This is a genomic window from Mycobacterium sp. 852002-50816_SCH5313054-b (assembly GCF_001667185.1).
GTDB lineage: Bacteria > Actinomycetota > Actinomycetes > Mycobacteriales > Mycobacteriaceae > Mycobacterium.
This window is the reverse complement of the sequence record NZ_LZIC01000013.1, coordinates 30,675-54,818: the sequence shown is the minus strand read 5'-3', so window position 1 is coordinate 54,818 and position 24,144 is coordinate 30,675. Positions and strand designations below refer to the sequence as shown.

Sequence of the window (24,144 nt, the reverse complement as noted above, 5' to 3'; positions counted from 1 at the left end):
CGCCTTGCGCCTCGTGCACGGCTGCAAAGTCTAGGACACGCGTCCTGCCCCCGCAGCACCCGACAGGCGGCTAGAAATTCAGCCCGGAGAACATCACCCGGCCGGGGTCGTACTTCTGCCGTGCGGCGCTCAGCCGGGACAGGTTCGGGCCGAAGTAGCGCGACGGCGGCTGGCCGGCCTCGATGTAGTTCACGTAGCCGCCGACCGAATACGGTTGCACCGCTTGATGTGCGGTGTTGAGCCAGTTGGTGGCCGCAGCCGGGTCACCGGTTTCGACGTACCACTGCACCAGCGACGACTGCCGGCGCCACGGAAAGGCGGTGGCGCCCGGCGCCACGGTGGCGAGGGCACCGTCGAGGGCGTGCATGATCGCCAGCATGCGCCCCGCGCTCCGGGGGAAGGCGTCGACCGCGGAGGCGATCCCCTGGGCCGCGGCCGGGGTGAGCGTCGTGAACACGTCGGAGCCGCCGACGTACCCGAGCGGCGCCGGGTTGAGGTTCCCGACGGCCAGATAACGCACCAGATCCAGGTAATTGAACGTGTGGCTCTCGGTCCCGGTCGGTTGCAGCCCGACGGCCGAGGTGATCGCCTTTGCCACGCTCCCGCCCGAGCCCGCGGGGCTGGTCGCCATGATCCGGCAGTGCGCGCCCATCGCGTCGACGGTGGCGTCGGCCAGGGCCCAGCTGTTTCGGTCGGCGGTGCGCAGCCAACCCTGCCAACCGAGCAAGATCTGCGCGAAGGACTGCGGCGGGAAATTCAGGTTGACCACGTCGACGTCACTGGTCGGAAACGTGGCGAAGGTCAGCGAGGTCGTCACGCCGAAGTTGCCGCCACCGCCGCCGCGCAGCGCCCAGAACAGGTCGGGGTTGCTCGCGGCGGACGCCATGACCGCCTGGCCCCCGGGCAGCACCACCGACGCCGACGTCAATTGGTCGCACAGCAGGCCCGCGTGCCGGGATTGGGGGCCCAGCCCGCCGCCCAGGGCGTGGCCCGCGGCGCCGACCGACGGGCAGGTGCCCGTCGGGATGCCGCGGCCGGCCGCGGCCAGCGCCTGGTGCATCGCGTACAGGCTCGTCGCCGGCGTCACGGTGACCTGGCCGCTGGCCGCGTCGTAATTGATTTCCCCCGGCAGCTGACGGAGGTCGAAAACCATGGTCCCGTTGGCCGTGGACGCGCCGATGTACGAGTGCCCGCCGCTGCGCGGGGCAACCTTGAGGTTGTTGGCGGCGGCAAACGCCATCGCCTTTTGCACGTCCGCCGCCGACGTCGGGGTGACGATCGCCGCCGGCGCGGAGCCGTTGTAGTTGGTGTTGAAAACCTGCTTGGCCGAGGCGAATTGGGGGCTACCCGGCAACAGCACCTTGCCGCCCAAGGCGGTGGAGAGGCCGTCCCAGCCGGACGCGGCCGGAGCGGCGGCGGCCCGGACCGGGCCGACTCGGCCCGATCCGAGAACGGCGCCGGCGGCCAACGCGCCGGCGGCGCCCCGCAGAAAAGTCTGGCGGGAGATCTCACGCGCCAACGTGGGCTCCCGCGATTGCGTCATGCCCGCATTCTCGATGAGCACAACCGCGGCGCGGCATGACGTGTCGGGGCGACGACCGAAACGTGCCCGAACCGTTACCCGGCCGAGCGCCTATCGTCCGCTGAGCGTCAGTGTGCCTTCGGTTTTGAGCACCCGACTGGCGGTGATCCGCTCGGCCTTGCGGGCCTCCCGTTCGAGGTAGCGCTGCTTGGATTCGTCGAATTTGTCGCTGGCGACTTCGAGTTCCTTGATCAGCACGGCGAGGTCGTCGCGCATCCGGGCGGCCTCGCCGGTGAAGTCCTCACGTTCGAAGATGCGCCATTTCTTCAGCACCGGCATGACGACCTCGTCGAGATGGATACGCGGGTCGTAGACACCTCCGACCGCGATGATCACGGCCTTGCGCCGAAACTCCGGCACGGTGAATCCGGGCATCTTGAAGTTGCGCAGGATGCGGTGCACCGACCTCATCGCCTGATTGGGGGCGATGTCCAGGCCGGCGGCGCTGACGTCGCGGTAGAAGATCATGTGCAGGTTCTCGTCGTGCGACACCCGCGCCATCAACTGTTCGGCGATGGTGTCGTCGGCGGCTCTACCGGTGTTGCGGTGCGCGACGCGGGTGGCCAATTCCTGAAACGACACGTACATGACCGAGTCGAACAGGCTCTCAGCGAACATGTCGCCCTGTTGGTTCTGGCCCGGGCTGAACCCCCGCGTCATTTGCTCCATCCGCAGCTTCTCCAGCTCGACCGGGTCGACCGCGCGGGTGACAACCAGGTAGTCGCGCAGCGCAGTGCTGTGCCGGTTCTCCTCGGCGGTCCACCGGTTCACCCACTGGCCCCACGGGCCGTCCATGCTGAAGTTCATCGCGATCTCGCGGTGATACGACGGCAAATTGTCCTCGGTCAGCAGGTTTTGCACCATCGCGACTTGTGCGACGTCGGAAAGCCGGCTCTGTCCGGGCTCCCAGTCCTGACCGTCCAGGGCGTAGAAGTTCTTGCCGTCCGACCACGGGACGTAATCGTGCGGGTTCCACTCCTTGAACAGCGAGAGGTGGCGGTCGAGCAGCTGCTCGACCACGGGCTCGAGCTCCTGGAGTAGCTGCAGGTTGGTCAAGCTGTCGGACACGGGACCCCTCCCAGTTATGTGTGTCTATCAGTACCTGTGTCATGCAGTTACATCAAGATGACACGCCCAGGAGACCGTCGACTAGGGCCAAAAGTCCTTACGGGGCCGAGCGACGGGCGTTCTTGCACGCCGAGATCGGCGCTAACGTGCACCTGACTCGCACTTGTTTGCGCCGGCGTAGATCTCGACGAAAGACCACTCGGGCGCTAGCGCCGCGCGATCAGATAAGGCGCGAGCGTCGACAGCTTTTCGCAGGTCTCCTCGAATTCGCGCTCGGGCTCGGACTCTTCGATGATCCCGGCACCGGCCCGCAGCCACGTCTTGCCGTCGCATTCGTAGGCCGCCCGCAGTGTCAGCGCCGCGTCCAGGCCGCCGTCCGCCGAAAACATCACGACGGCACCGGAATACAGCCCGCGCGGGCCTTCGTCGAGGCGCAGGATGGCTTCGACGGCGGCCGCCTTCGGGATCCCCGAGGCCGTGACCGCCGGGAAGAGCGCCTCCAGCGCGTCCATCCGGTCGCTCGATGGGGCAAGGCGCGCGCTGACCGTGGAACCCAGGTGCTGCACGCTCCCCCGCTCCCGCACCGTCATGAAGTCGCTGACCACCGCGGTTCCCGGTTCGGCGATCTCGGTCATCTCCTGCAACGAGCTGCGCACCGAAATAGCGTGCTCGACAATCTCTTTGGAGTTCGATTCCAGGTCTTCGCGAGCCTGGCGATCACGCGCCGCACCGCGACCGAGCGCGCGCGTGCCGGCCAGCGGCTCGGTCACCACGGCGCCATCGCGGTGCACTGCGGCCACGAGTTCGGGGCTGTAGCCGACGGCGCGAATCCCGCCGAGCCGCAACAAGAACGATCTCGCCGGGGTGTTGTGCCGCCGGCCCAGCCGGTAGGTAGACGGGAAGTCCAGCGCGAAAGGGACATCGACGCAACGCGACAGGATCACCTTGTGGTAGCCACCCCTCGCGATCTCGCGGACGGCCGTCGCCACCCGGTCGCGGTAGGCGGACGGGTCGGCCGTCACGTCGACCGCGCGAGCGTTGGGCAGGCCGCGCACGCCGCCCCCCACCAAGCCCTGCACCGCCTCGAGGTGGCCGGCTTCGGCGCCATAGAGGCGAACCGCGTCCCGGGTCACCACGATGCGGGTGCGGGGCCAAAACACCCGCGCCAAGGGCGTGCGCGGCGCCAGCCGCTGCTGCAGCCCATAGCGGTGGATGCCGAATTCGAAGGTGACCCAGCCGAAAAGCTGGTCGGTTTCGAGCAGCAGCCGGTCGATGGCTTCGCCCAGGACCGGGCCGGGCCGCCCGGACCACTGTTGCCGCTGGGTGACGCCGTCGCGGATCACCCGCAGCTCGTCGCTGTCCAGCTCGACCATCGCCCGCACACCGCTGGCCAATACCCATTGCCCGTCGTGTTCGTAGAGCAGGTACTCCTCGCCGAGCCGCTCCGGCAGCGCGGCGGCCAGCTCGGCTGCGACGTCGGCCGGGTGGACGTCGGGGGGCAACGGAATAGGCGGTGACGTAGAGCCTGCGGAACTCGTTTCGACGCTGACCTCGGTCACGGTTAGTAAATGTAGCCTAACCTATCTAACTCCGCGCAACCCCTCCCGTTGGCCCGCCGGGACCGTCGTCGCCGCGCCCACGCCGATCCACAGCGAATCACCAGAAAAGTCACAGTGGATTCACGCCAAACTCGGCATACACCGTCCGACCAGCGGCGCTGTGACCATAGGCTTTGGGAAAATCCGCTGTTTCGATACGGCTGTGTAAAACATCGGCTTTTCGCGCTGTGTCCGAGTGGCGGACCCCCATCGGCGGGGTTAAATTTTGCACCGGTTTCGGGATGGCGTGGTTGCCCCGGTTGTGAACGGTGCTTCCCCTGATCACCGCTTCAAAAAGAGAGGCACCCAATGCTGCAAGAGTTCTGGCACAACTTCACCCACAACCTGTTCAAGCCGCTCCTGCTGTTCTTCTACTTCGGCTTCCTGATCCCGATCCTCAAGGTGCGCTTCGAGTTCCCGTACGTGATCTATCAGGGCCTGACTATGTACCTGCTGCTGGCCATCGGCTGGCACGGCGGCGAGGAGCTCGCCAACGTCAACGCCTCCAGCGTCGGCGTCATCGTCGGATTCATGGCGGTGGGCTTCCTGCTCAACTTTGTGATCGGGGCCGTCGCCTACGCGCTGATGGGTTGGCTGACGTCCTTGCGAAAGGTGGATCGCGCCACCGTCGCCGGCTATTACGGATCCGACTCAGCGGGCACGTTCGCCACCTGCCTGGCGGTCCTGGCCGCCGTCGGCATCTCGTTCAACCCCTACATGCCGGTGATGCTGGCCGTCATGGAGGTCCCCGGCTGCCTGGTGGCGCTGTACTTCGTTGCGCTGCTGCGCCACCGGAACATGGACGCGGCGGGGAACATGCCCGACGAGCCCGGGTACACGCCACCGGTCAAGGTCGGCGTCGGGCCCGGCACGGCGGCAAAGCCTCCACACGGCCAGAGCCTGGAGGCCGAGCACGATCGGGGCGTCGAGCAGGAGCTAGAGCTCGCGATGGAGAAGCTGGAGCATCCGAACTGGGAGCCCGATCAGAGCCCACCCATCGGTAAGCCCAAGAGGATGCCCCTTTTCTCCCGTGAACTGCTGCAGGAAGTGTTCCTGAACCCCGGACTCGTCCTCCTTTTCGGCGGCATCGCCATCGGGCTTATCAGTGGCCTGCAAGGACAGAAGGTCGTCGCGGATGACGACAAGTTCTTCGTATTGGCATTCCAGGGCGTGCTGTGTCTTTTTCTGCTCGAGATGGGCATGACGGCCTCCCGCAAGTTGAAGGACCTTCGGTCGGCGGGCCCCGGTTTCATCTTTTTCGGTTTGCTCGCGCCGAATATCTTTGCGCCGCTGGGCATCATCGTCGCTCACCTCTACGCGGCCGCGACTCATGCCGACTTCAAGCCCGGAACCTACGTGCTGTTCGCGGTGCTCTGCGGCGCGGCTTCCTACATCGCCGTTCCTGCGGTCCAGCGGCTGGCCATCCCCGAGGCAAGCCCAACCCTGCCGCTGGCCGCATCGCTGGGTTTGACGTTCTCGTACAACGTCACCATCGGAATCCCGCTCTATATCGAGATCAACCGCCTGGTCTCGCACTGGTTCTAGTGCCCTGAGGGCCGAGAACGGCTCATCGCGGTGCGGCGTCTGCGTCACCCAGTCCGCTTGCAGCCGAGCGCAATACGCGTGCGCAGGCCCGCTGTAGGTGGGTTGCCTACGGCGATGGCGCCGGGAGCCTCACCATCGCGTGCGAGCGGGACGCACCATCCGTCCCGACCCCCCAGCGACCGACCGGATGTTTCCACGATGTTCCAAGCCGACGCCGTGCGCGTCGACTGTTCGTAAAAGTGATGTCAATTGTTCGTAAAGACGCGTTAACTGGGGCCGCCATGGGTGCCGCCGGGAGCAAACTGCATGAGTTCCATATGAATTTGACCCATATCGTGTTCTATCCGTTGTCGAGAGGCGCTCACCGTGCTGCAGGCCAGAACCGTTCCGGCAACCGTTTTGACCGAAAAGCCCCGCAATGGCCTGGCCGGTCTTAAACACTGGCGCTACGACCTTCGGTCGGGTTTCACGGTCGCCATGATCTCGCTGCCGTTCTCGATGGGAATCGCGATGACCTCGGGTGCTCCGCCGATCTGCGGGATCATGTCGGCGATCATCGCCGGCTTCATCTTGCCGTTCGTGGGCGGCTCGTACGTGACGATCAGCGGCCCGGCCGCGGGGTTGGCGCCCGCTCTGTTCGCCGGCATGATCGCACTGGGACACGCCCACCTGGGCCGCGGCGGCTCCACATCCGAGCTACTCGCCGTGGGATACCCCCTGGTCCTGGTCGCGATCGCCATCGCGGGCGTATTGCAAGTAGTTCTTGCCAAGCTGAAGGTGGCGCGCCTGAGCGCCATCTTCCCGGCCGCGGCGATCCACGGCATGCTGGCGGCGATCGGCCTGATGATCATCGTCAAGCAGATCCCGCTGTTCATGGGAGTGAAGTTCGAGGCCCACGAGTTCTGGGCTGTCCTGGGCGAGGTGCCCAGTCATCTCGGATCGATGAGCCCCAAGGTCTGCGCGCTCGGGATCGGTTGCCTGGCAGCGTTGTTCGCGCTGTCAGTCCTGCCCGGGCGGCTGCTCAAGGTCATGCCGCCGCCGGTCTGGGTGTTCCTGGGCGGCACATTGGTCAGCACATTTGTCTTGAAGATGGACAAGCACTATCTGATCAACGTGCCCGATTCGCTCGAGCATGGGATCGTCTTCCCCCAGTTCGGTGAGGCATTCACCGATGCCGCGGTGTGGCTGCCCCTGGGCTACCTGGTGGTCACCCTGCTCTTGATCGACGCGACCGAGTCCCTGGCGACGATCGCGGCCGTGGACAATATCGACCCTTACCGCCGCCGGTCCAACCCGGACCGGACCCTGCTGGCGATGGGCGTTTCTAACGGCGCCTCGAGCCTTCTCGGTGGCTTGACCATCATCCCGGGCATGGTCAAGAGCACCGCGAATGTCATGGCGGGGGGCCGGACCCAGTGGGCCAACTTCTACAACGCCTGCTTCCTGCTGACGTTTGTGCTGCTCGGCCGCTACCTGATCGACATGGTCCCGATGGCAGTCCTGGGCGCCATCCTGGTATTCATCGGCTACAAGCTCTGTAAGCCCGCACTCTGGCTCAAAATCGCGCGGATCGGGACGGAGCAGTTCGTCGTCTTCGTCACCACATTGCTCGTGACCGTGACAACGGACCTGCTCATCGGCATCATCGCCGGCGTCGCGCTGGAGTTGGTCTTGAACCTTTGGTACGTCGGGCTCTGGCACACCCTGAGCAACGGGTCGGAATACGCCAAGCCGAATTTCGTCGCGCGCTTCTTCAGTCTGTTCCGCAATCCGGTGTCCGATCGGGAAGCCGACGACGGCACTTACCACCTGTACTTGGACGGTCCCCTCGTGTGTTTCAACCTCTTCCACGTGATTCGGGAGTTGGGGCAGCTTCCGCAGGGCACCCGGGCGGTGTATCTCCACGTGAGCTCCCGTGTGCCGCTGGTCGATCACACGACAGGTGAATCCCTGCGCTATTACCTGGAGGAGTTCAGCGGCCAGGATCAGAGTCCGAAACTGACGATCGAGGGATGGGACCACATGCGCCCCCTGTCCAAACACGAGACGAGCACTCGGATCGCAATAGCGACCGTCGAAACGCCGGCGCCCACGGGCGTCGAGAGCATGCCCCTCACCAAAGTCGAGACGGTGACCCTCATCGACGTCGAGCAGGCGGCCTTCATGGATCGGGCCGAACACGAATTGAGGGTCGCGCAAACCACGGATTGACGGCGCTCCGGTCCCCGGAAACCACTGCGCGACAACGCAATTACGGCTACCCCAGCAGCGCGCGCACCACTCCGTCGGCCAGCAGCCGGCCGCGCGGGGTGAGCACCAGCCGCTCCCCCTCGGAAACCAGCAAACCGTCGGCCACCGCGGTTTGGGCGCGTTGACGTTCGGCGTCCCCTAGCCGATCCAGCGGAAGCCCTTGCCGCAACCGGGTTTTCAACAGCACCTCCTCGGTGTGCAGCGCGTCGGGATCGAGCTGTTCGAAACCCGAGACCGGCAGCGTGCCGTCGGCCAGCAGCTCGGCATAGGCGTTGGGGTGCTTGACGTTCCACCAGCGCGTCGCACCGACGTATCCGTGGGCCCCGGGCCCCGCACCCCACCACTGGCCGCCGTTCCAGTAGCCGAGGTTGTGCCGGCACTCGCCGCCCGGCCGGCTCCAGTTGGACACCTCGTACCAGCTCATGCCGGCGGCGGACAGCCGGGCGTCGACCAATTCGTAGCGGTGCGCCAGCACGTCGTCGTCGGGAGCGGCCAGCTCCCCGCGCCGAACCCGCCGGGCCAGTGCGGTGCCCTCCTCCACGACCAGCGCGTACGCCGATACGTGGTCGACGCCGGTGTCGACCGCGGTGTCGACGGAGCGCAGCAGATCGTCGTCGGACTCCCCCGGCGTTCCGTAGATCAGGTCGAGGCTGACGTGTTCGAAGCCCTCGGCCAGCGCCTCGCGGGCCGCCGCCGCCGACCGGTTCGGCGTGTGGATCCGGTCGAGCACGCCTAACACCCGCGGCGACACCGACTGCATGCCCAGCGACACCCGCGTGAAGCCGGCGGCGCGGGTGGTCGCGAAAAAGTCCGGCCAGGCCGACTCCGGATTGGCCTCGGTGGTGATCTCGGCGTCGGGGGCCAGGACGAAGTGGTCGCGCACCATGCCCAGCAGCCTGGCGATCCGCTCGCCGCCCAGCAGCGACGGCGTCCCTCCGCCGACGAACACCGTGCTCACGCTCGGTCCGTCCAACCGCGCGGCGGCCAGCTCCAGCTCCGCCCCCAGCGCCTCCAGCCAGGCGTCGGGGTTGACGCCGCCGAGTTCGGCCGGGGTGTAGGTGTTGAAGTCGCAATAGCCGCAACGTGTGAAGCAGAACGGAACGTGGAGATACAGCCCGAACGGCTGGCCGGGACTCGGCTGCAGGGCGGGCAGGTCGCCCGGGGCCTCGCGAAGGGGCATGCCAAAGTTTCCCACGGGGCATGGCCGGGCCGTCGTGCGGAACGGATCGCGGCAGGTCGCAGGGGGTAAGCGGCCCCAGACCAGTACGAACCGTTTCCCAGGCGATTGGTGGCTCCGTGTGCCCGGGCGCCCAGGGTCGCTGCCTAGTTTGGGTCAGCGTGAGGAAAAATATGACCTGCTGGCAACCCCCGTCTCGGTCCATGGCACAATGGCAGCCGTGACCGCCAACCGCAGCTTGCGCATCGCCCTCGTGGCGCGGCGGCACATTGATCTCAAGCGCGTCTGCAGCTGTTGCTGTCTGCCTTGATCTCGTAGACCCGCCCCCCGCCTGTACCTCCAGCTGGCTGCCGGATCTGCGCCGCCGGAATAAATCGGTGGACTGCGCTGTCTGACGCCCTTGAGATCCGTGAAGGAGAACCCCGGAATGACAACAGCCCCTCCCGCGAAGTCCCGCAACGAGGGCCAGTGGGCGCTGGGAAACCGCGAGGCGCTCAACCCCAACGAGGAGATGAAGCAGGCCGGCGCACCGCTCGAGGTCCGGGATCGCATCGAAAACATCTATGCGCAGGGCGGGTTCGACAGCATCGACAAGGGCGACCTGCGTGGCCGCTTCCGCTGGTGGGGCCTGTACACCCAGCGCGAACAGGGTTACGACGGGTCGTTCACCGGCGACGAGAACGCCGAGTTGCTCGAGGCCAAGTACTTCATGATGCGGGTGCGCTGCGACGGCGGCGCGCTGTCGACCGCCGCGCTGCGCACGGTCGGCCAGATCTCGACCGAGTTCGGCCGCGACACCGCCGACATCTCCGACCGGCAGAACGTGCAGATGCACTGGATCGAGGTGGAAAACGTCCCGGAGATCTGGCGGCGGCTCGACGAGGTCGGGCTGCAGACCGCCGAGGCGTGCGGCGACTGCCCGCGCGTGATCCTGGGCTCGCCCCTGGCCGGCGAATCCCTCGACGAGGTGATCGACCCCACCTGGGCGATCGACGAGATCGTGCGTCGCTACATCGGCAAACCCGACTTCGCCGACCTGCCGCGCAAGTACAAGACCGCCATCTCCGGCCTGCAGGATGTCGCGCACGAGATCAACGACATCGCCTTCATCGGCGTCAACCATCCCGAGCACGGTCCCGGCCTGGACCTCTGGGTGGGCGGCGGCCTGTCCACCAACCCGATGCTCGCCCAGCGCGTCGGCGCCTGGGTTCCCCTGGACGAGGTACCCGAGGTGTGGGTCGCGGTGACCTCGATCTTCCGCGACTACGGCTACCGGCGCCTGCGGGCCAAGGCGCGGCTGAAGTTCCTGATCAAGGACTGGGGCATCGAGAAGTTCCGCGAGGTCCTCGAAACCGAGTACCTCAAGCGCCCGTTGATCGACGGCCCGGCCCCCGAGCCGCTCAAGCACCCGATCGATCACGTCGGGGTGCAGCGGCTCAAGAACGGGCTCAACGCCGTCGGGCTCGCCCCGATAGCGGGTCGCGTGTCCGGCACCATCCTGTCGACGGTGGCCGACCTGGCCGAGCGGGCCGGTTCCAACCGAATCCGGTTCACGCCGTATCAGAAGCTGATCGTCCTCGACGTGCCCGACGACAAGCTCGACGACCTGATCGCCGGCGTGGAGGCACTGGGCCTGCAGGCGCGCCCGTCGCGGTGGCGCCGAAACCTCATGGCCTGCACGGGAATCGAGTTCTGTAAGTTGTCTTTCGCCGAAACACGGGGCAGGGCACAAGAATTGGTGCCCGAGCTGGAGCGCCGGCTCGAGGACCTCAACTCGCGCCTGGACGTGCCGATCACGGTCAACATCAACGGCTGCCCCAACTCCTGCGCGCGCATTCAGGTCGCCGACATCGGGTTCAAGGGCCAGATGGTTGACGACGGTCACGGCGGCTCGGTGGAGGGCTTTCAGGTGCATCTGGGCGGCAGCCTCGGCCTGGACAGCGGTTTCGGCCGAAAACTGCGTCAGCACAAGGTCACCAGCGACGAGCTGGGTGACTACATCGATCGGGTAGTACGCAACTTCATCAAGCACCGGAGCGACGGCGAACGATTCGCGCAGTGGGTCGTTCGCGCCGAGGAAGGCGACTTGCGATGAGCATTGAGACCACCAGCCCCACCGAAGCCGACCTGCGTGAGCTGGCCGCCCGCGGCGCCGCGGAGCTCGAGGGCGCCAGCGCCACCGAGTTGCTGCGCTGGACCGACGACCACTTCGGCGGCATCAACGGCCCCCGGGGCTGGGCGACTTGCAACTACGTGGTGGCGTCCAGCATGCAGGAGGCGGTGCTGATCGACCTGGCCGCCAAGGTGCGGCCCGGAGTGCCGGTGATGTTTTTGGACACCGGCTACCACTTCGTGGAGACCATCGGCACCCGCGACGCGATCGAGTCCGTCTACGACATCCGGGTGGTGAACGTCACGCCCGAGCACACGGTGGCCGAGCAGGACAGGCTGCTGGGCAAGGACCTCTTCGCCCGTGACCCCGGCGAGTGCTGCCGGCTGCGCAAGGTCGCCCCGTTGGGCAAGGCGTTGCGCGGCTACTCGGCGTGGGTCACCGGGCTGCGCCGCAGCGACTCGCAGACTCGCGCCAACGCCCCGCTGGTCAGCTTCGACGAGGGCTACAAGCTGGTGAAGATCAATCCGCTGGCAACGTGGACCGACGACGACATGCAGAACTACATCGACGAGCACGACGTGCTGGTCAATCCCCTTGTCTACGACGGCTATCCGTCGATCGGTTGCGCCCCCTGCACCGCCAAGCCGGTCGAGGGCGCCGACCCGCGCAGCGGGCGCTGGCAGGGACACGCCAAGACCGAATGCGGGTTACACGCGTCGTGACCACGCTCGTGCTGACCGCGCACGGAAGCAAGGATCCGCGCTCGGCGGCCAACGCCCGGGCCGTGGCCGCCCACCTCGCGCGCATCCGGCCCGACCTCGACGTGCGCCTGGCATTCTGTGAGCTGAACACGCCCAGCCTGGCCGACGTGCTCGGTGACCTGCCGGGCGGCGCGGTGGTCACCCCGTTGCTGCTGGCGAACGCCTACCACGCGCGCATCGACATCCCCGCCCAGCTCGCCCGGTCGGGTGTCGATGTCGCCCAGGCTGACGTGCTAGGCGAGGATCCACGGCTGATTTCGCTACTGCGGCATCGAGTTACGGACTTGGGTGTCTCCCGGCACGACGAACGGGTCGGCGTGCTTGTGGCGGCGATCGGTTCATCCGACCCGCGCGCCAACGCCCGCACTCGGCAGGTGGCGCCCCAACTCCTGGCAGGCACGAGTTGGGCGGGCGCGACGACGGCGTTCGTGACCCGTCCGGAACCGTCGCTGGCCGAGGCCGCCGGCCGGCTGCGCCGGCAGGGCGCCCGGCGGGTGGTTATCGCTCCATGGTTCTTGGCGCCCGGCCTGCTGCCGGACCGGGTGCGCGATTTCGCGGACGACACCGGCATCGAGCTGGCGGAACCCCTGGGCGCGCACGGGCTGGTGGCCGAGACGGTGCTGGATCGCTTCGACGAAGCCCTGACATCTCGAATTCACGGCATCGCGGCCTGAGGGATCGCCCTTCTCCGACATCCCCGTGGCCGCGCCCGCGCCGCAGAGATCCGAGCGATTTATTGCTCGTGAGCGACCTGCCCTAAAAGCCAGGCGCCCCAGGCCGCATCGGTTCGCTTACCGGGCAACGCGAGTGCCGTAGAGATCGTCACCAAAAGGCCCGTGGCGAAGAAGGTTCGCACCTCCAGCTCGTCCGCGCCGGTGAGGTCGGTGACTGCTTGTTGCAGCGCGAGGTGACGGGCCGCGACCGCCTCGCGTACGGCTTCGTCTCCGGCAGCGGCGTAACTCTGCAGCATCATCAGCGCGACCGTCCGGTCGCGCTGCAGCAGACGCCGATAGGCGTCGCCGAGCCCAATGAGCGGCGTCGCGTCGCTGGCGCGCGAGCGGGTGGCCGCCGCCGTGAACGCGGCGGCAATGTGATCGAAGGCCGCGTCGACGACCGCAAGAAAAAGCGCCCGCTTCGAGCCGAACATCTGCACAATGCGCGGATGCGAGATGGCGGCGCGAGCGGCGATCGCCTCCAACCGCGTTCCAGCCAGCCCGGTTTCGGCGAATTCGATCGCCCCCGCACTCAGAATCTCGGCACGCCGCACCGCCGCCGGCTTTCGCTCCCGTACCGGCGCCGCGGCATCGCCGCTCATCGCGGCCGAGTTTTCCCAAGCTGGCGCAGCACCAGATCGTTGTCGTACAGGCGGCGATAGGCGCTGATCAGACCGTCCTCGCGCAACACCAAGCGGTCGTCGCCGTGGAATTCGACCTTCCGGCCGGTCGGGGCGTGCGTGCCACTGAACCGCCAGGCGACCAGCACCGCGGGCCGGGCCACATCGGCGTACAGGCCCTCCAGGAAGAACGTGTGGTCGGGAAAGGCCGCATCCATCATTGCCACAAAATTTCGGATTGCGTCGCGGCCGTGAACCGTGTCGCCGAGCGCCGGCTCGTCGTACACCAGATCCTCTGCACACAACGCGGCGACGGCGTCGCCGTCATGGTCGTTCCATGCCTTCGCCCATCGTCGGAAAACGTCTTCGACGGCGGCGGGTTCGGCAATCGCGGCGCTCGATATCGGCGGCATGCTTTCTAACTTACTAGTTTGTAAGGAACGGGGCAACCCTCGGCAGGTTCACCACATCGGGTGACCCGAGCGCAGACGGTTAGCCGGTGCGGTTCACCGAATGGATCCATCCCGCCCAATCCACCCGATCGGGTCCAGTAAACTTCGTGGCTTGAACAGGCCGTCAATTCGAGCGCTGCTGACCGTTTTGGCGCTGTGGCTGGCCGCATGCGGCGGCAACCACGCGGCCGGGCCGCATGCGGCGGGTCCATGCGAGATCGTGCCCAACGGCACGCCGTTGCCCGAGACCCCTTCGGCGTCAGCGCCTTCGGCGCGGAACACCGCGGCCAGCCCGGAAACCGCGACCGGGTACCGCAGCGACATGACCGTCGTGCGCACGGCCCACTACGCGGTGGCCACCGCCAATCCCCTGTCGACCCAGGCCGCGTGCCAGGTGCTGCGCGACGGCGGCACGGCCGCCGACGCGATGGTGGTGGCCCAGGCGGTCCTGGGCCTGGTCGAACCGCAGTCTTCGGGAATCGGCGGCGGCGGATTCGCCGTCTACTACGACGCGCGTGCCGGTACGGTGCAGGCCTACGACGGCCGGGAGGTTGCCCCGGCGGCCGCTAGCGAAAACTACCTGCGCTGGATCGGAGACAACGATCACACCAGCCCCCGGCCCGACGCGCGCGCCTCGGGTCGTTCGATCGGGGTCCCGGGCATTCCCCGGATGCTCGAACTCGTCCACCACGACCACGGCCGCACGCCATGGCGCGATCTCTTCGGCCCCGCAATGGCGTTGGCCGACAACGGCTTCGACATCAGCCCTAGGCTGGCCGCCGCGATCGTCGACTCGGCGGCACAACTGCGCGTCGACCCGCAGGCGCGCGCATACTTCCTGAACCCGGACGGCAGAGCGAAGACCGCGGGAACCCGGCTGACCAACCCCGCCTACTCAAAGACCTTGTCCGCCCTCGCCTCCTCGGGCGTCAACGCCTTTTACACCGGCGACATCGCTCACGACATCCTCGCCGAAGCCGGCGATACCTCGGAAGGGCGCACGCCGAGCCTGATGACCAACGACGACCTCACGGGCTACGTCGCCAAGAAACGCGACCCGCTGTGCACGATGTATCGCGGCCGGCAGGTCTGCGGCATGCCCACCCCGTCGTCGGGCGGCGTCGCGGTGGCGGCCACGCTGGGCATCCTCGAGCATTTCCCGCTGGGCGACTACCCGCCCACCAACGTCGACCGCAACGGCGGTCGCCCGAGCGTGCTGGGCGTTCACCTGGTCTCCGAGGCCGAGCGGCTGGCCTACGCCGACCGTGACAAGTACGTCGCCGACGCCGATTTCGTCGCGCCGCCCGGTGGTTCGCTCGCCACGCTGATCGACCCCGGCTATCTGGCCGGGCGCGCCACGCTGATCTCGCCGCGGCACAGCATGGGAACCGCCGAGCCCGGGGACTTCGGCATGCCCGGCGACGTCGACCCACCCGGCAGGGAGCACGGCACCAGCCACGTCAGCATCATCGATTCCTACGGCAATGCGGCCGCGTTCACGACGACCGTCGAGTCGCCGTTCGGCTCCTTCCACATGGTCGACGGCTTCGTCCTGAACAACCAGCTCACCGATTTCGCGGCCAACCCCCGCGCCACCGACGGATCGCCGGTGGCCAACCGCGTCCAGCCCGGAAAGCGGCCGCGCAGCTCGATGGCCCCGACGCTGGTGTTCGATCCCGCCCCGGCGGGGCGGGGCGGGCTATACGCGGTGACGGGCTCACCCGGCGGCTCCACGATCATTCAATATGTCGTGAAAACCCTTGTGGCGATGCTGGATTGGGGTCTGAACCCGCAACAGGCGGTGTCCCTGGTCGACTTCGGTGCGGACAACTCGCCGCAAACCAACGTCGGCGGCGAGGACCCGGAGATCAACCGGTCCGACAACGGCGATCACGATCCGCTGGTGGCCGGCCTGCGCGCGCTGAGGCACCAGGTGAACCTGACCGACCAGTCCAGCGGGCTCTCCGCGATCACCCGCAGCTCGTCGGGGTGGACCGGTGGCGCCGATCCCCGCCGCGAGGGCGCGGTCCTGGGCGACACCGCCTAAGCCAAGGTCACGCCGACGTCAGCGTGCTCCGGTCCTCCTCGGCGCCCCCGCGTCCCGGCCTCACGATGTCGCTGGGCAGCGGCGGGACACGAGTCGCTCGCACGTAGACGGTGTCGCCGTCGCGCAGGGCCAGCGCCTCGGCGTCGCCGCGGGTGATCTGCGCGGTGAAGGCGCTCCCGGTGGCCGCGCTGGTCATCTCCACGCGCACCTCGAATCCCAGCGCGACCACCCGGTCCACCGTCGCGCGCACCACGCCGATGGACTCCGCGGTGCCGTCCCCGCCGGCGACCGCCATGTCGGGCTTGCGGCCGACGCGGATGTCGTGCGGGCGCACCAGCGCGCCGTTGAGCTCGGAGACCGTGCCCAAAAACGACATCACGAACGCACTCGCCGGGGAGTCGTACACCTCGGTGGGCGATCCGACCTGCTCGATGCGGCCCTTGTTCAACACCGCGATCCGGTCGGCCACGTCAAGCGCCTCGGCCTGGTCGTGCGTGACCAGCACCGTGGTGACGTGCACCTCGTCATGCAGGCGCCGCAGCCACGCCCGCAGGTCCTCGCGCACCTTGGCGTCCAGCGCCCCGAACGGCTCGTCGAGCAACAGCACCTGCGGGTCGACGGCCAGCGCCCGGGCCAGCGCCATGCGCTGCCGTTGGCCGCCGGAAAGCTGGTTGGGGTAGCGGGTCTGAAACCCGCTCAGCCCCACCACTTCGAGCAGGTTGTCGACCTTTTCCTTGATTTCGGCCTTGGGCCGTTTGCGAATCCGCAACCCGTAGGCCACGTTGTCCCGGACCGTCAGGTGCTTGAACGCGGCATAGTGCTGAAACACGAAGCCGATGCCGCGGCGCTGCGGCGGCACCCCGGTGACGTCACGACCGTTGATCGTGACGGTTCCGCTGTCCGGCTGGTCCAGGCCGGCGATCGCCCGCAGCAGCGTCGACTTGCCCGAACCGCTGGGGCCCAACAACGCCGTCAGCGAGCCCTTCGGCACCACGAAGTCCACATGGTCCAGCGCGACGAAGTCGCCGTACTGTTTGAAGGCGTCGTGCACGATGATCGCGTTGTCACCGCGCTGGGGTCGGCTGTCGGTCATCACGAGTCTCCTTGTCGCGCTTACTTGGCCGCTCGTGCCCGGCGGGCGTCGAGGACCAGCTGGAAGATCAGGACCAGTACGGCCACCCCCATCAGCAGTGTCGACAGCGCGTAGGCGCCGTACTCCGCCCCGCGGTTGTACCGGTCCGCGACGAGCAATGTCAGGGTCTGCGACTTGCCGGGCAGGTTGGACGACACGATGATCACCGCGCCGAACTCGCCGAGGGTGCGCGCGACGGTCAGCACGATGCCGTAGGTCAAGCCCCACCGGATCGACGGCAACGTGATCCGCCAAAACGTCTGCCACCAGCCCGAACCCAGGGTGGCCGCCGCCTCCTCCTGGTCGGTGCCCAGCTCGTGCAGCACCGGCTCCACCTCGCGCACCACGAAGGGCAGGGTGACGAAGATGCTGGCCAGCACGATCCCGGGCAGCCCGAAAATGATCTTGAGCCCGAGGTCGCGTTCGACGAACCCGAACGCGCCGGCCGCCCCCCACAGCAGGATCAACGCCACGCCCACGATGACCGGCGACACCGCGAACGGCAGGTCGATGACCGCCTGCAACAGCCCCTTGCCGCGGAAACGGTTGCGCGCCAGCACCAGTGCGGTCGGGATGCCGAACACCACGTTGAGCGGCACCACGATCGCCACCACCAGCAGCGTCAAGTTCAGCGCCGAGATGGCCGCCGGTGTGCTCACCCAGTCGAAGAACTGACCGACGCCGGGCCGGAATGTCCGCCACAGGATCAGCGTCACCGGAACGACGAGCAACACGAAGATGTAGGACAGCGCGGCGAACCGGATGAGGTAGCGAATCCTGGGCGACGATGTCATTCGGCCAGCTCCTGACGCTTGGCGGCGCGCCCGCCCACGATTCGCAAGGCGAGCAACACGAAGAACGAGATCGCCAGCAGCACAATGGATATCGCGGCGGCACCGGTGCGGTCATCGTTTTCGATCAGCGTCCGTATCCACTGCGATGACACCTCGGTCTTGCCCGGGACGGCGCCGCCGATCAGCACCACCGACCCGAACTCACCGATCGCTCGCGAGAAGGCCAGCCCCGCACCGGATAACAGGGCGGGCGTCAGGGACGGCAACATGACCGAGGTGAAGACCTTCGGGCCGCTGGCGCCCAGCGACGCCGCCGCCTCCTCGGTCTCCCGATCCATTTCCAGCAGCACCGGCTGAACAGCGCGCACCACAAAGGGCAGCGTGACGAAGGCCAGCGCCACGGCCACGCCCCAGGCGGTGTGCTGCAGGTGCAGGCCCACCGGGCTGTTGTTGCCGTACAGGGCCAGCATCACCAGGCTGGCCACGATGGTCGGCAGCGCGAACGGCAGGTCGATGATCGCGTCGACGAGCCGCTTGCCGAAGAAGTCGTCACGCACCAGCACCCACGCGATCAGCAGGCCGAAGATCACGTTGACGACCGTCACCCCGGCGGAGATGGTCAGCGTCACCCGGAACGACTCCAGCGCGGCGTTCGACGTGACCGCGAGCCAGAAGGCATGCCAGCCGCCGGCGGCCGCCTGCCACGCGATGGCGGCCAGCGGCAGCAGCACGATCACCGAAAGCCACAGCGTCGCAACGCCGACCCGCAGTGACGTGGTTCCGGATCCCCGCACCCGCCACGCACCCGTCGGCGCCTGGTACCCGGGCGTCACCGTGGCCGTCATCCGGTGGCCTGGGTGTAGATCTTGGTGATGCTGCCGATGCTCTTGTCGAACAGCTGCGGATCCGTTGTCCCCCAACCGCCGAGGTCGGCGATCGTCCACAGTTTCGCCGGCGCCGGGAACTGGTCAGGGAAGTCGGCCGCCACGGCCGGATCGACCGGCCGGAAGCCGGCCTGCGCCCACACCTTTTGCGCCGCCGCGGTGTACTGGAAGTTCTTGAAGGCGACGGCGGCGTTCAGGTGGGGGCTGGTGCTCACCACCGCTACCGGGTTCTCGATCTTGAAGGTCTGCGGCGGGTTGACGTGCTCGACGGGTTTGCCGGCCCGCTCCGTGGCGATCGCCTCGTTCTCGTAGCTGATCAACACGTCGCCACTGCCCTGGACGAAGACGTCGGTGGCCTCCCGGCCCGACCCGGGACGCAATTTGACGTGTTCGCGCACCAGCTTGCCGATGAAGTCGACACCCGCCTGGGCGTTGTTCCCGCCCTGGCTCTTGACGGCGTACGGGGCGAGCAGGTTCCACTTGGCCGAGCCGGAACTCAGTGGGCTGGGCGTGATGACCTCGACGCCGGGCCGCAACAAGTCATCCCAGTCCCTGATGTTCTTCGGATTGCCCTTGCGTACCACCAGGGTTACCACCGACCCGAACGGGATCCCCTTGGTGGCGTCGGTGTTCCAGTCCTTGGAAACCTTGCCGGCCTTGACCAATCGCGCGATGTCCGGCTCGACGGAGAAGTTCACGACGTCGGCCGGCTTACCGTCGACAACGCCGCGGGACTGGTCACCCGAGGCGCCGTACGAGGCCACCACCTGCACGCCCTTGCCCTCCTCCGAAGCGTTGAACGCGGGAATCACCTTGCTCCAGCCCGGTTCTGGGACCGAATAGGCGACCAGCGTGATACTGGTGCGCGCGTTGCCCGGCCCGCCGCCCCCGACGACGTCGCTGGGGCCGCCCGCGCACGCGCCGACGGCACCGGCGATCAGCGCCAGCGCCACGACACAGCGGAGAACCGGCCGGCGCGGGGCGCTGCCGATGTCGTTGAGCATGGGTGGCCTTTCAGTGCGGGACTTTGGTTCTCGGTCCCGGTGCGGCGGAAAGGCGTTTGCCAATTCAGGAGAATTCACGACTCCAGACCAGACCGCGCACGGGGTTTGGGAGTCAGCGACAACAGTGCACGAAGACGGCGCATTCGAAAACACCGGACGCCTCATGCATGTCGCGAAGCCTAACAGGATCCGCAGGGGCCGTCTTGTCAGTGCGTCGCCAGCCACGCGACGATCACCAGCACGACGAGCGTGATCAGAATCAGGGTCACGTGTGACCGGGGCATGCGCGTTACCCGGGCGCCTCATCGGCGTGCCGGACCCGGCGCATCAACTTGATGCCCCGCCCGAGCAGGCCGTCGAGCACCGTCGCCGCGACGTAGGCCACCGCCAACACGACGGGCATCACGATCAGGGCCTGCAACACGAACGGCAGGCCCGAAAGCCACAGCTCGTTGCCGTCCCACCAATTCAGGAACGCGCTCACTTGGCTCACCCTATTCGCCCTGGGAGGCGAAACCAACGTGGCGTGGCCCGCTGCCGCGTAAAAGTCACGGTGAGGGAAAAACGCGGCTTCCCGTGGATTCCGCGGCGGTACCGCGAACGCCGGCCAAAACCCGACACCCGATGCAAACATTGGACGCCGGGCAGGTTGACAGTCGATGATGTCGGGATGGTTCTGCACGCCCAACCCGCCGACCAGCCGGCCGACGGTGCTCCCGGGGAGCCCCCGCTCGAAGCGTTCGGCACGGCCCCCGAAACGGTGCTGCCCTCGCCGATCGATTTCAACGCGCCCGCGCCGCTCACGACCAGCGGGTCACTGCGGAACCCCTTCCCGCCGATCGCCGATTACGCGTTCTTGTCCGACTGGGAGACGACGTGCCTGATCTCCCCCGCCGGGTCGGTGGAATGGCTGTGCGTGCCCCGGCCTGACTCACCGAGCGTGTTCGGCGCCATCCTGGACCGCAGCGCGGGCCATTTCCGGCTCGGCCCCTACGGCGTCTCGGTGCCCTCGGCCCGTCGCTACCTCCCGGGCAGCCTGATCATGGAGACCACGTGGCAGACCCACACCGGGTGGCTGATCGTGCGCGACGCCCTGGTGATGGGCAAGTGGCATGACATCGAGCGACGGTCGCGAACCCATCGCCGCACCCCGATGGACTGGGACGCCGAGCACATCCTGCTGCGCACCGTGCGCTGCGTCAGCGGCACCGTCGAGCTGATGATGAGCTGCGAACCGGCGTTCGACTACCACCGGGTCGGCTCCACCTGGGAATACTCAGCGAACGCGTACGGCGAGGCCATCGCCCGCGCCAACCGGCAACCGGATGCGCACCCGACGCTGCGGCTGACCACCAACCTGCGCATCGGGCTGGAGGGCCGGGAGGCGCGCGCCCGCACCCGGATGAAAGAGGGCGACGACATCTTCGTCGCCCTGAGCTGGACTAAGCACCCCGCGCCGCAGACCTACGAAGAGGCCGCCGACAAGATGTGGCAGACCACCGAGTGCTGGCGGCAGTGGATCAACATCGGCAACTTCCCCGACCACCCGTGGCGGGCCTACCTGCAGCGCAGCGCGCTCACGCTGAAGGGGTTGACCTATTCACCCACCGGCGCGCTGCTGGCGGCCAGCACCACGTCGCTTCCGGAGACGCCGCACGGCGAGCGCAACTGGGACTACCGCTACGCCTGGGTCCGGGATTCGACGTTCGCGTTGTGGGGCCTCTACACCCTGGGACTGGACCGCGAGGCCGACGACTTCTTCGCCTTCATCGCCGACGTCTCCGGCGCCAACAGCAACGAGCGGCACCCGCTGCAGGTGATGTACGGCGTCGGCGGGGAGCGCAGCCTGGTCGAAGACGAGCTGCACCACCTGTCCGGCTACGACCACGCCCGGCCGGTGCGCATCGGCAACGGCGCCTACGACCAGGTCCAGCACGACATCTGGGGCTCGATCTTGGACTCGTTCTACCTGCACGCCAAGTCGCGCGAGCAGATCCCGGAGACGCTGTGGCCGGTGCTCAAGAAGCAGGTGGAAGAGGCGATCAAGCACTGGCGTGAGCCCGACCGCGGCATCTGGGAGGTGCGCGGGGAGCCGCAGCACTTCACGTCGTCGAAGGTGATGTGCTGGGTGGCGCTCGACCGCGGCTGCAAGCTCGCCGAGCGGCAGGGCGAGAAGAGCTACGCCCAGCAGTGGCGGGCCATCGCCGAGGAGATCAAGGCCGACATCCTCGAGCACGGGGTGGACTCGCGCGGCGTGTTCACCCAGCGCTACGGCAGCGACGCGCTGGATGCCTCGCTGCTGCTGGTGGTGCTGACCCGGTTCCTGCCGCCCGACGACCCGCGCGTGCGCAATACCGTGCTGGCGATCGCCAACGAACTCACCGAGGAAGGCCTGGTGCTGCGCTACCGGGTCCACGAGACCGACGACGGGCTGTCCGGCGAGGAGGGCACGTTCACGATCTGCTCGTTCTGGCTGGTGTCGGCGCTGGTCGAGATCGGCGAGGTGAGCCGCGCCAAGCGGCTGTGCGAGCGGCTGCTGTCCTACGCGAGCCCGCTGCACCTCTACGCCGAGGAGATCGAGCCGCGCACCGGACGGCACCTCGGCAACTTCCCGCAGGCGTTCACCCACCTGGCGCTGATCAACGCCGTGGTGCACGTCATCCGCGCCGAAGAAGAAGCCGACGGCTCCGGGACGTTCCAGCCGGCCAACGCGCCGGTCTGACGCGCCGGGTCAGATCAGCGCGCCGATCCTGTCCATCATCGCGCGCGCGACGTCGATGGCGCTGTTGTTGATCTCCCCCGGCCCGTGAGCCGACGGTCGCGGGGAATTGAAGAAATCCACCTCGACCTCGATGAGGCAATTGCCGCGCACCGCGATGGCGCGCCCCGCCGGGATGGACACCGAATCCGGATCGGGCGACCGCCACCCCTCCCAAACCGTGGCCGCCACAACGGAATCAGCGACCTGCACGTCGGTGATCTTGCCCTTGAGCCGGAACACGCCGCCCGGCAACGACGTCTGCGCGCCATTGCATTCCTGCCACTGCCGAGAAAACGTCGCGAACAACGCGCCGGCGTCAGCGGCGGTGGGCAGGCTGACCACGCCCTCCCTCACGTCCGTCACATCCGCGGGCCTATTAGCGTGCCGCCACGCCGCAACCGCGACTTCTTCGACGTCGCTGGATTCGTAGACGCCTTGCTGCAGCATCGCCACGACGCCGAGACAGCCGTCGGGCAAAGCCGTTCCAGCGTTCTGTAACTCCTCGGCGCCACCGAACTGTGGCGGAAAACGAAGGTCAAGGTCCAAGGGCTGCTTGAGGATTCGGGAAAGCGCTTCATCGCCCAGCAGCACGTGGTCGACGGCCGGTCCACCGAGCGATCGCGGCGCCAGGCCCGCCACCGGCGTCGCTTTGCCGCCGATGGCCACAGCGCATCCGGCGACCAGCAGCACGATCGTCAACGGGCCCATCAAGAACGAGAGGTGTTTCATTCGGTCACTTCGGCGTCGTCGTTAACCTTTTGTTCACCTTGATTTTAGGCTTCGTTTCCCGAAAGCGTGCTGCGCCGCGCCGGAAAAACAGGCCAGCCGCAGCGAGGTCTCAGGCGCTTTTCAGCGGGCCCCTCAGCCCAGGGCGTTGACCTTGTCCATCATGGTGTGCGCGATGTCGACGGCGCTGGTGTCGACGTTGCCCGAACCCGGGTCGGACGGGCGTCGCTCGCCGAAGAAGACCACCTCGACCTCGACGAGGCAGTTCGACTGGACCCCGAGGGCTCGCGCCTGGGGCGTGGGCCGCAGGGGTGGCATGTTGGGCAGCGTCGATGTCGCCGTATTGGTCGCGGCGACAATGGTATTCGAGGCGTCGGCCACCCGAACGTCGCTGATGGCGTTCGTCGTGCTGATCGGGCCGGTCTGTTCCGTCATCGTGGTGCCCGCGCACTGCTGCCACTGCTGCGAGAACTGCGCGAACAGCGCGGCGGCCTGCGCGGCCGAGGGCAGGCTCACCACGCCCTCGATCACGGTGAGCACCTGCGCCGGCTCGCCGTTGTTCCACCACGACTCCGACGCAACGTCTTTCACGTCGGCCGGTTGGGGGCCGGCCAGGTAGACGCTCTTCTGCAGCATCGAGGTCACGCCCAGGCAACCGGCCGGCGACACCGCCTCGTCCTTGTGGTACAGCGCTTCCGGGCCGCCGAACTCGGGTGGGTTGCGGGCGACTAAGGGCTGGCTGAGCATCCGCGACAGCGTCGCCCCGTCGAGCAGCACCTGCTTGACGGTCGCACCGGTGAGCGGCCGCGGCTTCAGATTCGGCGCGGGCTTGGCGGTGCCGTCCACCACCGTGCCGCAGCCCGCCGCCAACGCGGCGACCAAGAGCAACGCCGTCGCCGGCCCGATTCTCCGCACGG

At 67.6% G+C, this 24,144-nt stretch carries 21 protein-coding genes; 8 read left to right on the top strand and 13 right to left on the bottom strand.

Annotated features, from left to right (window positions below):
- Positions 1–70: 70 nt before the first annotated feature.
- From A5787_RS01660 to A5787_RS01650, 3 genes are all read right to left on the bottom strand, one after another.
- Positions 71–1,519: an FAD-binding oxidoreductase gene (locus A5787_RS01660; RefSeq protein WP_066960762.1), complete on the bottom strand. Its 1,449-nt coding sequence runs from the start codon at positions 1,517–1,519 to the stop codon at positions 71–73.
- A 114-nt stretch (positions 1,520–1,633) separates the two neighbouring features.
- Entirely contained in the window at positions 1,634–2,650 is a 1,017-nt protein-coding gene (locus A5787_RS01655) for an acyl-ACP desaturase (RefSeq protein WP_066960643.1), read from the bottom strand.
- A gap of 206 nt (positions 2,651–2,856) precedes the next feature.
- Positions 2,857–4,209 carry a salicylate synthase gene (locus A5787_RS01650; protein ID WP_066960641.1) on the bottom strand — a complete coding sequence of 451 codons (1,353 nt, stop codon included), beginning with the start codon at positions 4,207–4,209 and terminating at the stop codon, positions 2,857–2,859.
- 348 nt (positions 4,210–4,557) lie between these two features.
- On the opposite strand from A5787_RS01650, the gene A5787_RS01645 reads away from it, so the two are divergent.
- Both A5787_RS01645 and A5787_RS01640 read left to right on the top strand, forming a co-directional pair.
- Positions 4,558–5,793: a sodium-dependent bicarbonate transport family permease gene (locus A5787_RS01645; RefSeq protein ID WP_066960638.1), complete on the top strand. Its 1,236-nt coding sequence runs from the start codon at positions 4,558–4,560 to the stop codon at positions 5,791–5,793.
- A gap of 366 nt (positions 5,794–6,159) precedes the next feature.
- Positions 6,160–8,004: a SulP family inorganic anion transporter gene (locus A5787_RS01640; protein ID WP_082977023.1), complete on the top strand. Its 1,845-nt coding sequence runs from the start codon at positions 6,160–6,162 to the stop codon at positions 8,002–8,004.
- 46 nt (positions 8,005–8,050) lie between these two features.
- Here the strand turns inward: A5787_RS01640 and hemW are convergent, their stop codons facing one another.
- Positions 8,051–9,223: a radical SAM family heme chaperone HemW gene (gene hemW, locus A5787_RS01635; protein ID WP_066960636.1), complete on the bottom strand. Its 1,173-nt coding sequence runs from the start codon at positions 9,221–9,223 to the stop codon at positions 8,051–8,053.
- Here hemW and A5787_RS28720 point away from each other — a divergent pair.
- From A5787_RS28720 to A5787_RS01620, 4 genes are all read left to right on the top strand, one after another.
- Positions 9,222–9,530: an Ms4527A family Cys-rich leader peptide gene (locus A5787_RS28720; protein WP_369829069.1), complete on the top strand. Its 309-nt coding sequence runs from the start codon at positions 9,222–9,224 to the stop codon at positions 9,528–9,530. The two genes, hemW and A5787_RS28720, sit on opposite strands and share 2 nt — an antisense overlap.
- A gap of 117 nt (positions 9,531–9,647) precedes the next feature.
- Positions 9,648–11,315, top strand: coding sequence for a nitrite/sulfite reductase (locus A5787_RS01630; protein WP_066960760.1), 1,668 nt, complete (start codon positions 9,648–9,650; stop codon positions 11,313–11,315).
- Positions 11,312–12,055: a phosphoadenylyl-sulfate reductase gene (locus A5787_RS01625; RefSeq protein WP_066960633.1), complete on the top strand. Its 744-nt coding sequence runs from the start codon at positions 11,312–11,314 to the stop codon at positions 12,053–12,055. Before A5787_RS01630 ends, A5787_RS01625 begins: the two co-directional genes overlap by 4 nt.
- On the top strand, positions 12,034–12,768 hold the full coding sequence (locus A5787_RS01620) for a sirohydrochlorin chelatase (protein ID WP_082977022.1): 735 nt from the start codon (positions 12,034–12,036) through the stop codon (positions 12,766–12,768). The genes A5787_RS01625 and A5787_RS01620 overlap by 22 nt, the downstream gene beginning before the upstream one ends.
- A gap of 59 nt (positions 12,769–12,827) precedes the next feature.
- Here A5787_RS01620 and A5787_RS01615 read toward each other — a convergent pair whose 3' ends face one another.
- Together A5787_RS01615 and A5787_RS01610 are read right to left on the bottom strand one after the other, a co-directional pair.
- Positions 12,828–13,409, bottom strand: coding sequence for a TetR/AcrR family transcriptional regulator (locus A5787_RS01615; RefSeq protein WP_082977021.1), 582 nt, complete (start codon positions 13,407–13,409; stop codon positions 12,828–12,830).
- Positions 13,406–13,876, bottom strand: coding sequence for a nuclear transport factor 2 family protein (locus A5787_RS01610; protein ID WP_231993761.1), 471 nt, complete (start codon positions 13,874–13,876; stop codon positions 13,406–13,408). The genes A5787_RS01615 and A5787_RS01610 overlap by 4 nt, the downstream gene beginning before the upstream one ends.
- Positions 13,877–13,991: 115 nt before the next feature.
- Between A5787_RS01610 and A5787_RS01605 the strand changes: the two genes are divergently transcribed.
- Positions 13,992–15,926 carry a gamma-glutamyltransferase family protein gene (locus tag A5787_RS01605; protein WP_369829068.1) on the top strand — a complete coding sequence of 645 codons (1,935 nt, stop codon included), beginning with the start codon at positions 13,992–13,994 and terminating at the stop codon, positions 15,924–15,926.
- 7 nt (positions 15,927–15,933) lie between these two features.
- Here the strand turns inward: A5787_RS01605 and A5787_RS01600 are convergent, their stop codons facing one another.
- From A5787_RS01600 to A5787_RS01580, 5 genes are all read right to left on the bottom strand, one after another.
- Entirely contained in the window at positions 15,934–17,019 is a 1,086-nt protein-coding gene (locus tag A5787_RS01600) for a sulfate/molybdate ABC transporter ATP-binding protein (RefSeq protein ID WP_066960628.1), read from the bottom strand.
- Positions 17,020–17,039: 20 nt separating this feature from the next.
- The gene (gene cysW / locus A5787_RS01595) at positions 17,040–17,852 is read right to left on the bottom strand and encodes a sulfate ABC transporter permease subunit CysW (protein ID WP_066960625.1); all 813 of its coding nucleotides are present in this window, start codon (positions 17,850–17,852) and stop codon (positions 17,040–17,042) included.
- Entirely contained in the window at positions 17,849–18,697 is an 849-nt protein-coding gene (cysT, locus tag A5787_RS01590; protein ID WP_066960622.1) for a sulfate ABC transporter permease subunit CysT, read from the bottom strand. Before cysT ends, cysW begins: the two co-directional genes overlap by 4 nt.
- On the bottom strand, positions 18,694–19,740 hold the full coding sequence (locus tag A5787_RS01585) for a sulfate ABC transporter substrate-binding protein (protein ID WP_082977018.1): 1,047 nt from the start codon (positions 19,738–19,740) through the stop codon (positions 18,694–18,696). Before A5787_RS01585 ends, cysT begins: the two co-directional genes overlap by 4 nt.
- Before the next feature lie 289 nt (positions 19,741–20,029).
- Complete coding sequence (locus A5787_RS01580) at positions 20,030–20,224, bottom strand: hypothetical protein (protein WP_066960619.1); 195 nt, start codon at positions 20,222–20,224, stop codon at positions 20,030–20,032.
- Positions 20,225–20,410: 186 nt separating this feature from the next.
- On the opposite strand from A5787_RS01580, the gene A5787_RS01575 reads away from it, so the two are divergent.
- On the top strand, positions 20,411–22,462 hold the full coding sequence (locus A5787_RS01575) for a glycoside hydrolase family 15 protein (protein ID WP_066960616.1): 2,052 nt from the start codon (positions 20,411–20,413) through the stop codon (positions 22,460–22,462).
- A gap of 9 nt (positions 22,463–22,471) precedes the next feature.
- Here A5787_RS01575 and A5787_RS01570 read toward each other — a convergent pair whose 3' ends face one another.
- Both A5787_RS01570 and A5787_RS01565 read right to left on the bottom strand, forming a co-directional pair.
- Complete coding sequence (locus A5787_RS01570) at positions 22,472–23,230, bottom strand: sensor domain-containing protein (protein WP_066960613.1); 759 nt, start codon at positions 23,228–23,230, stop codon at positions 22,472–22,474.
- A gap of 132 nt (positions 23,231–23,362) precedes the next feature.
- Positions 23,363–24,142, bottom strand: a complete 780-nt coding sequence (locus tag A5787_RS01565) for a sensor domain-containing protein (RefSeq protein WP_066960611.1) — start codon at positions 24,140–24,142, stop codon at positions 23,363–23,365.
- Positions 24,143–24,144 lie beyond the last annotated feature (2 nt).

Excerpts from the sequence above, each read along its gene's own strand:
- A5787_RS01615 (WP_082977021.1), bottom strand. The coding sequence starts at position 13,409 with ATGAGCGGCGATGCCGCGGCGCCGGTACGGGAGCGAAAGCCGGCGGCG.
- A5787_RS01575 (WP_066960616.1), top strand. The coding sequence starts at position 20,411 with ATGGTTCTGCACGCCCAACCCGCCGACCAGCCGGCCGACGGTGCTCCC.
- A5787_RS01630 (WP_066960760.1), top strand. The coding sequence starts at position 9,648 with ATGACAACAGCCCCTCCCGCGAAGTCCCGCAACGAGGGCCAGTGGGCG.
- A5787_RS28720 (WP_369829069.1), top strand. The coding sequence starts at position 9,222 with ATGCCAAAGTTTCCCACGGGGCATGGCCGGGCCGTCGTGCGGAACGGA.
- A5787_RS01620 (WP_082977022.1), top strand. The coding sequence starts at position 12,034 with ATGCGGGTTACACGCGTCGTGACCACGCTCGTGCTGACCGCGCACGGA.
- A5787_RS01585 (WP_082977018.1), bottom strand. The coding sequence starts at position 19,740 with ATGCTCAACGACATCGGCAGCGCCCCGCGCCGGCCGGTTCTCCGCTGT.
- cysT (WP_066960622.1), bottom strand. The coding sequence starts at position 18,697 with ATGACGGCCACGGTGACGCCCGGGTACCAGGCGCCGACGGGTGCGTGG.
- hemW (WP_066960636.1), bottom strand. The coding sequence starts at position 9,223 with ATGCCCCTTCGCGAGGCCCCGGGCGACCTGCCCGCCCTGCAGCCGAGT.
- A5787_RS01645 (WP_066960638.1), top strand. The coding sequence starts at position 4,558 with ATGCTGCAAGAGTTCTGGCACAACTTCACCCACAACCTGTTCAAGCCG.
- A5787_RS01600 (WP_066960628.1), bottom strand. The coding sequence starts at position 17,019 with ATGACCGACAGCCGACCCCAGCGCGGTGACAACGCGATCATCGTGCAC.
- A5787_RS01570 (WP_066960613.1), bottom strand. The coding sequence starts at position 23,230 with ATGAAACACCTCTCGTTCTTGATGGGCCCGTTGACGATCGTGCTGCTG.
- A5787_RS01625 (WP_066960633.1), top strand. The coding sequence starts at position 11,312 with ATGAGCATTGAGACCACCAGCCCCACCGAAGCCGACCTGCGTGAGCTG.
- cysW (WP_066960625.1), bottom strand. The coding sequence starts at position 17,852 with ATGACATCGTCGCCCAGGATTCGCTACCTCATCCGGTTCGCCGCGCTG.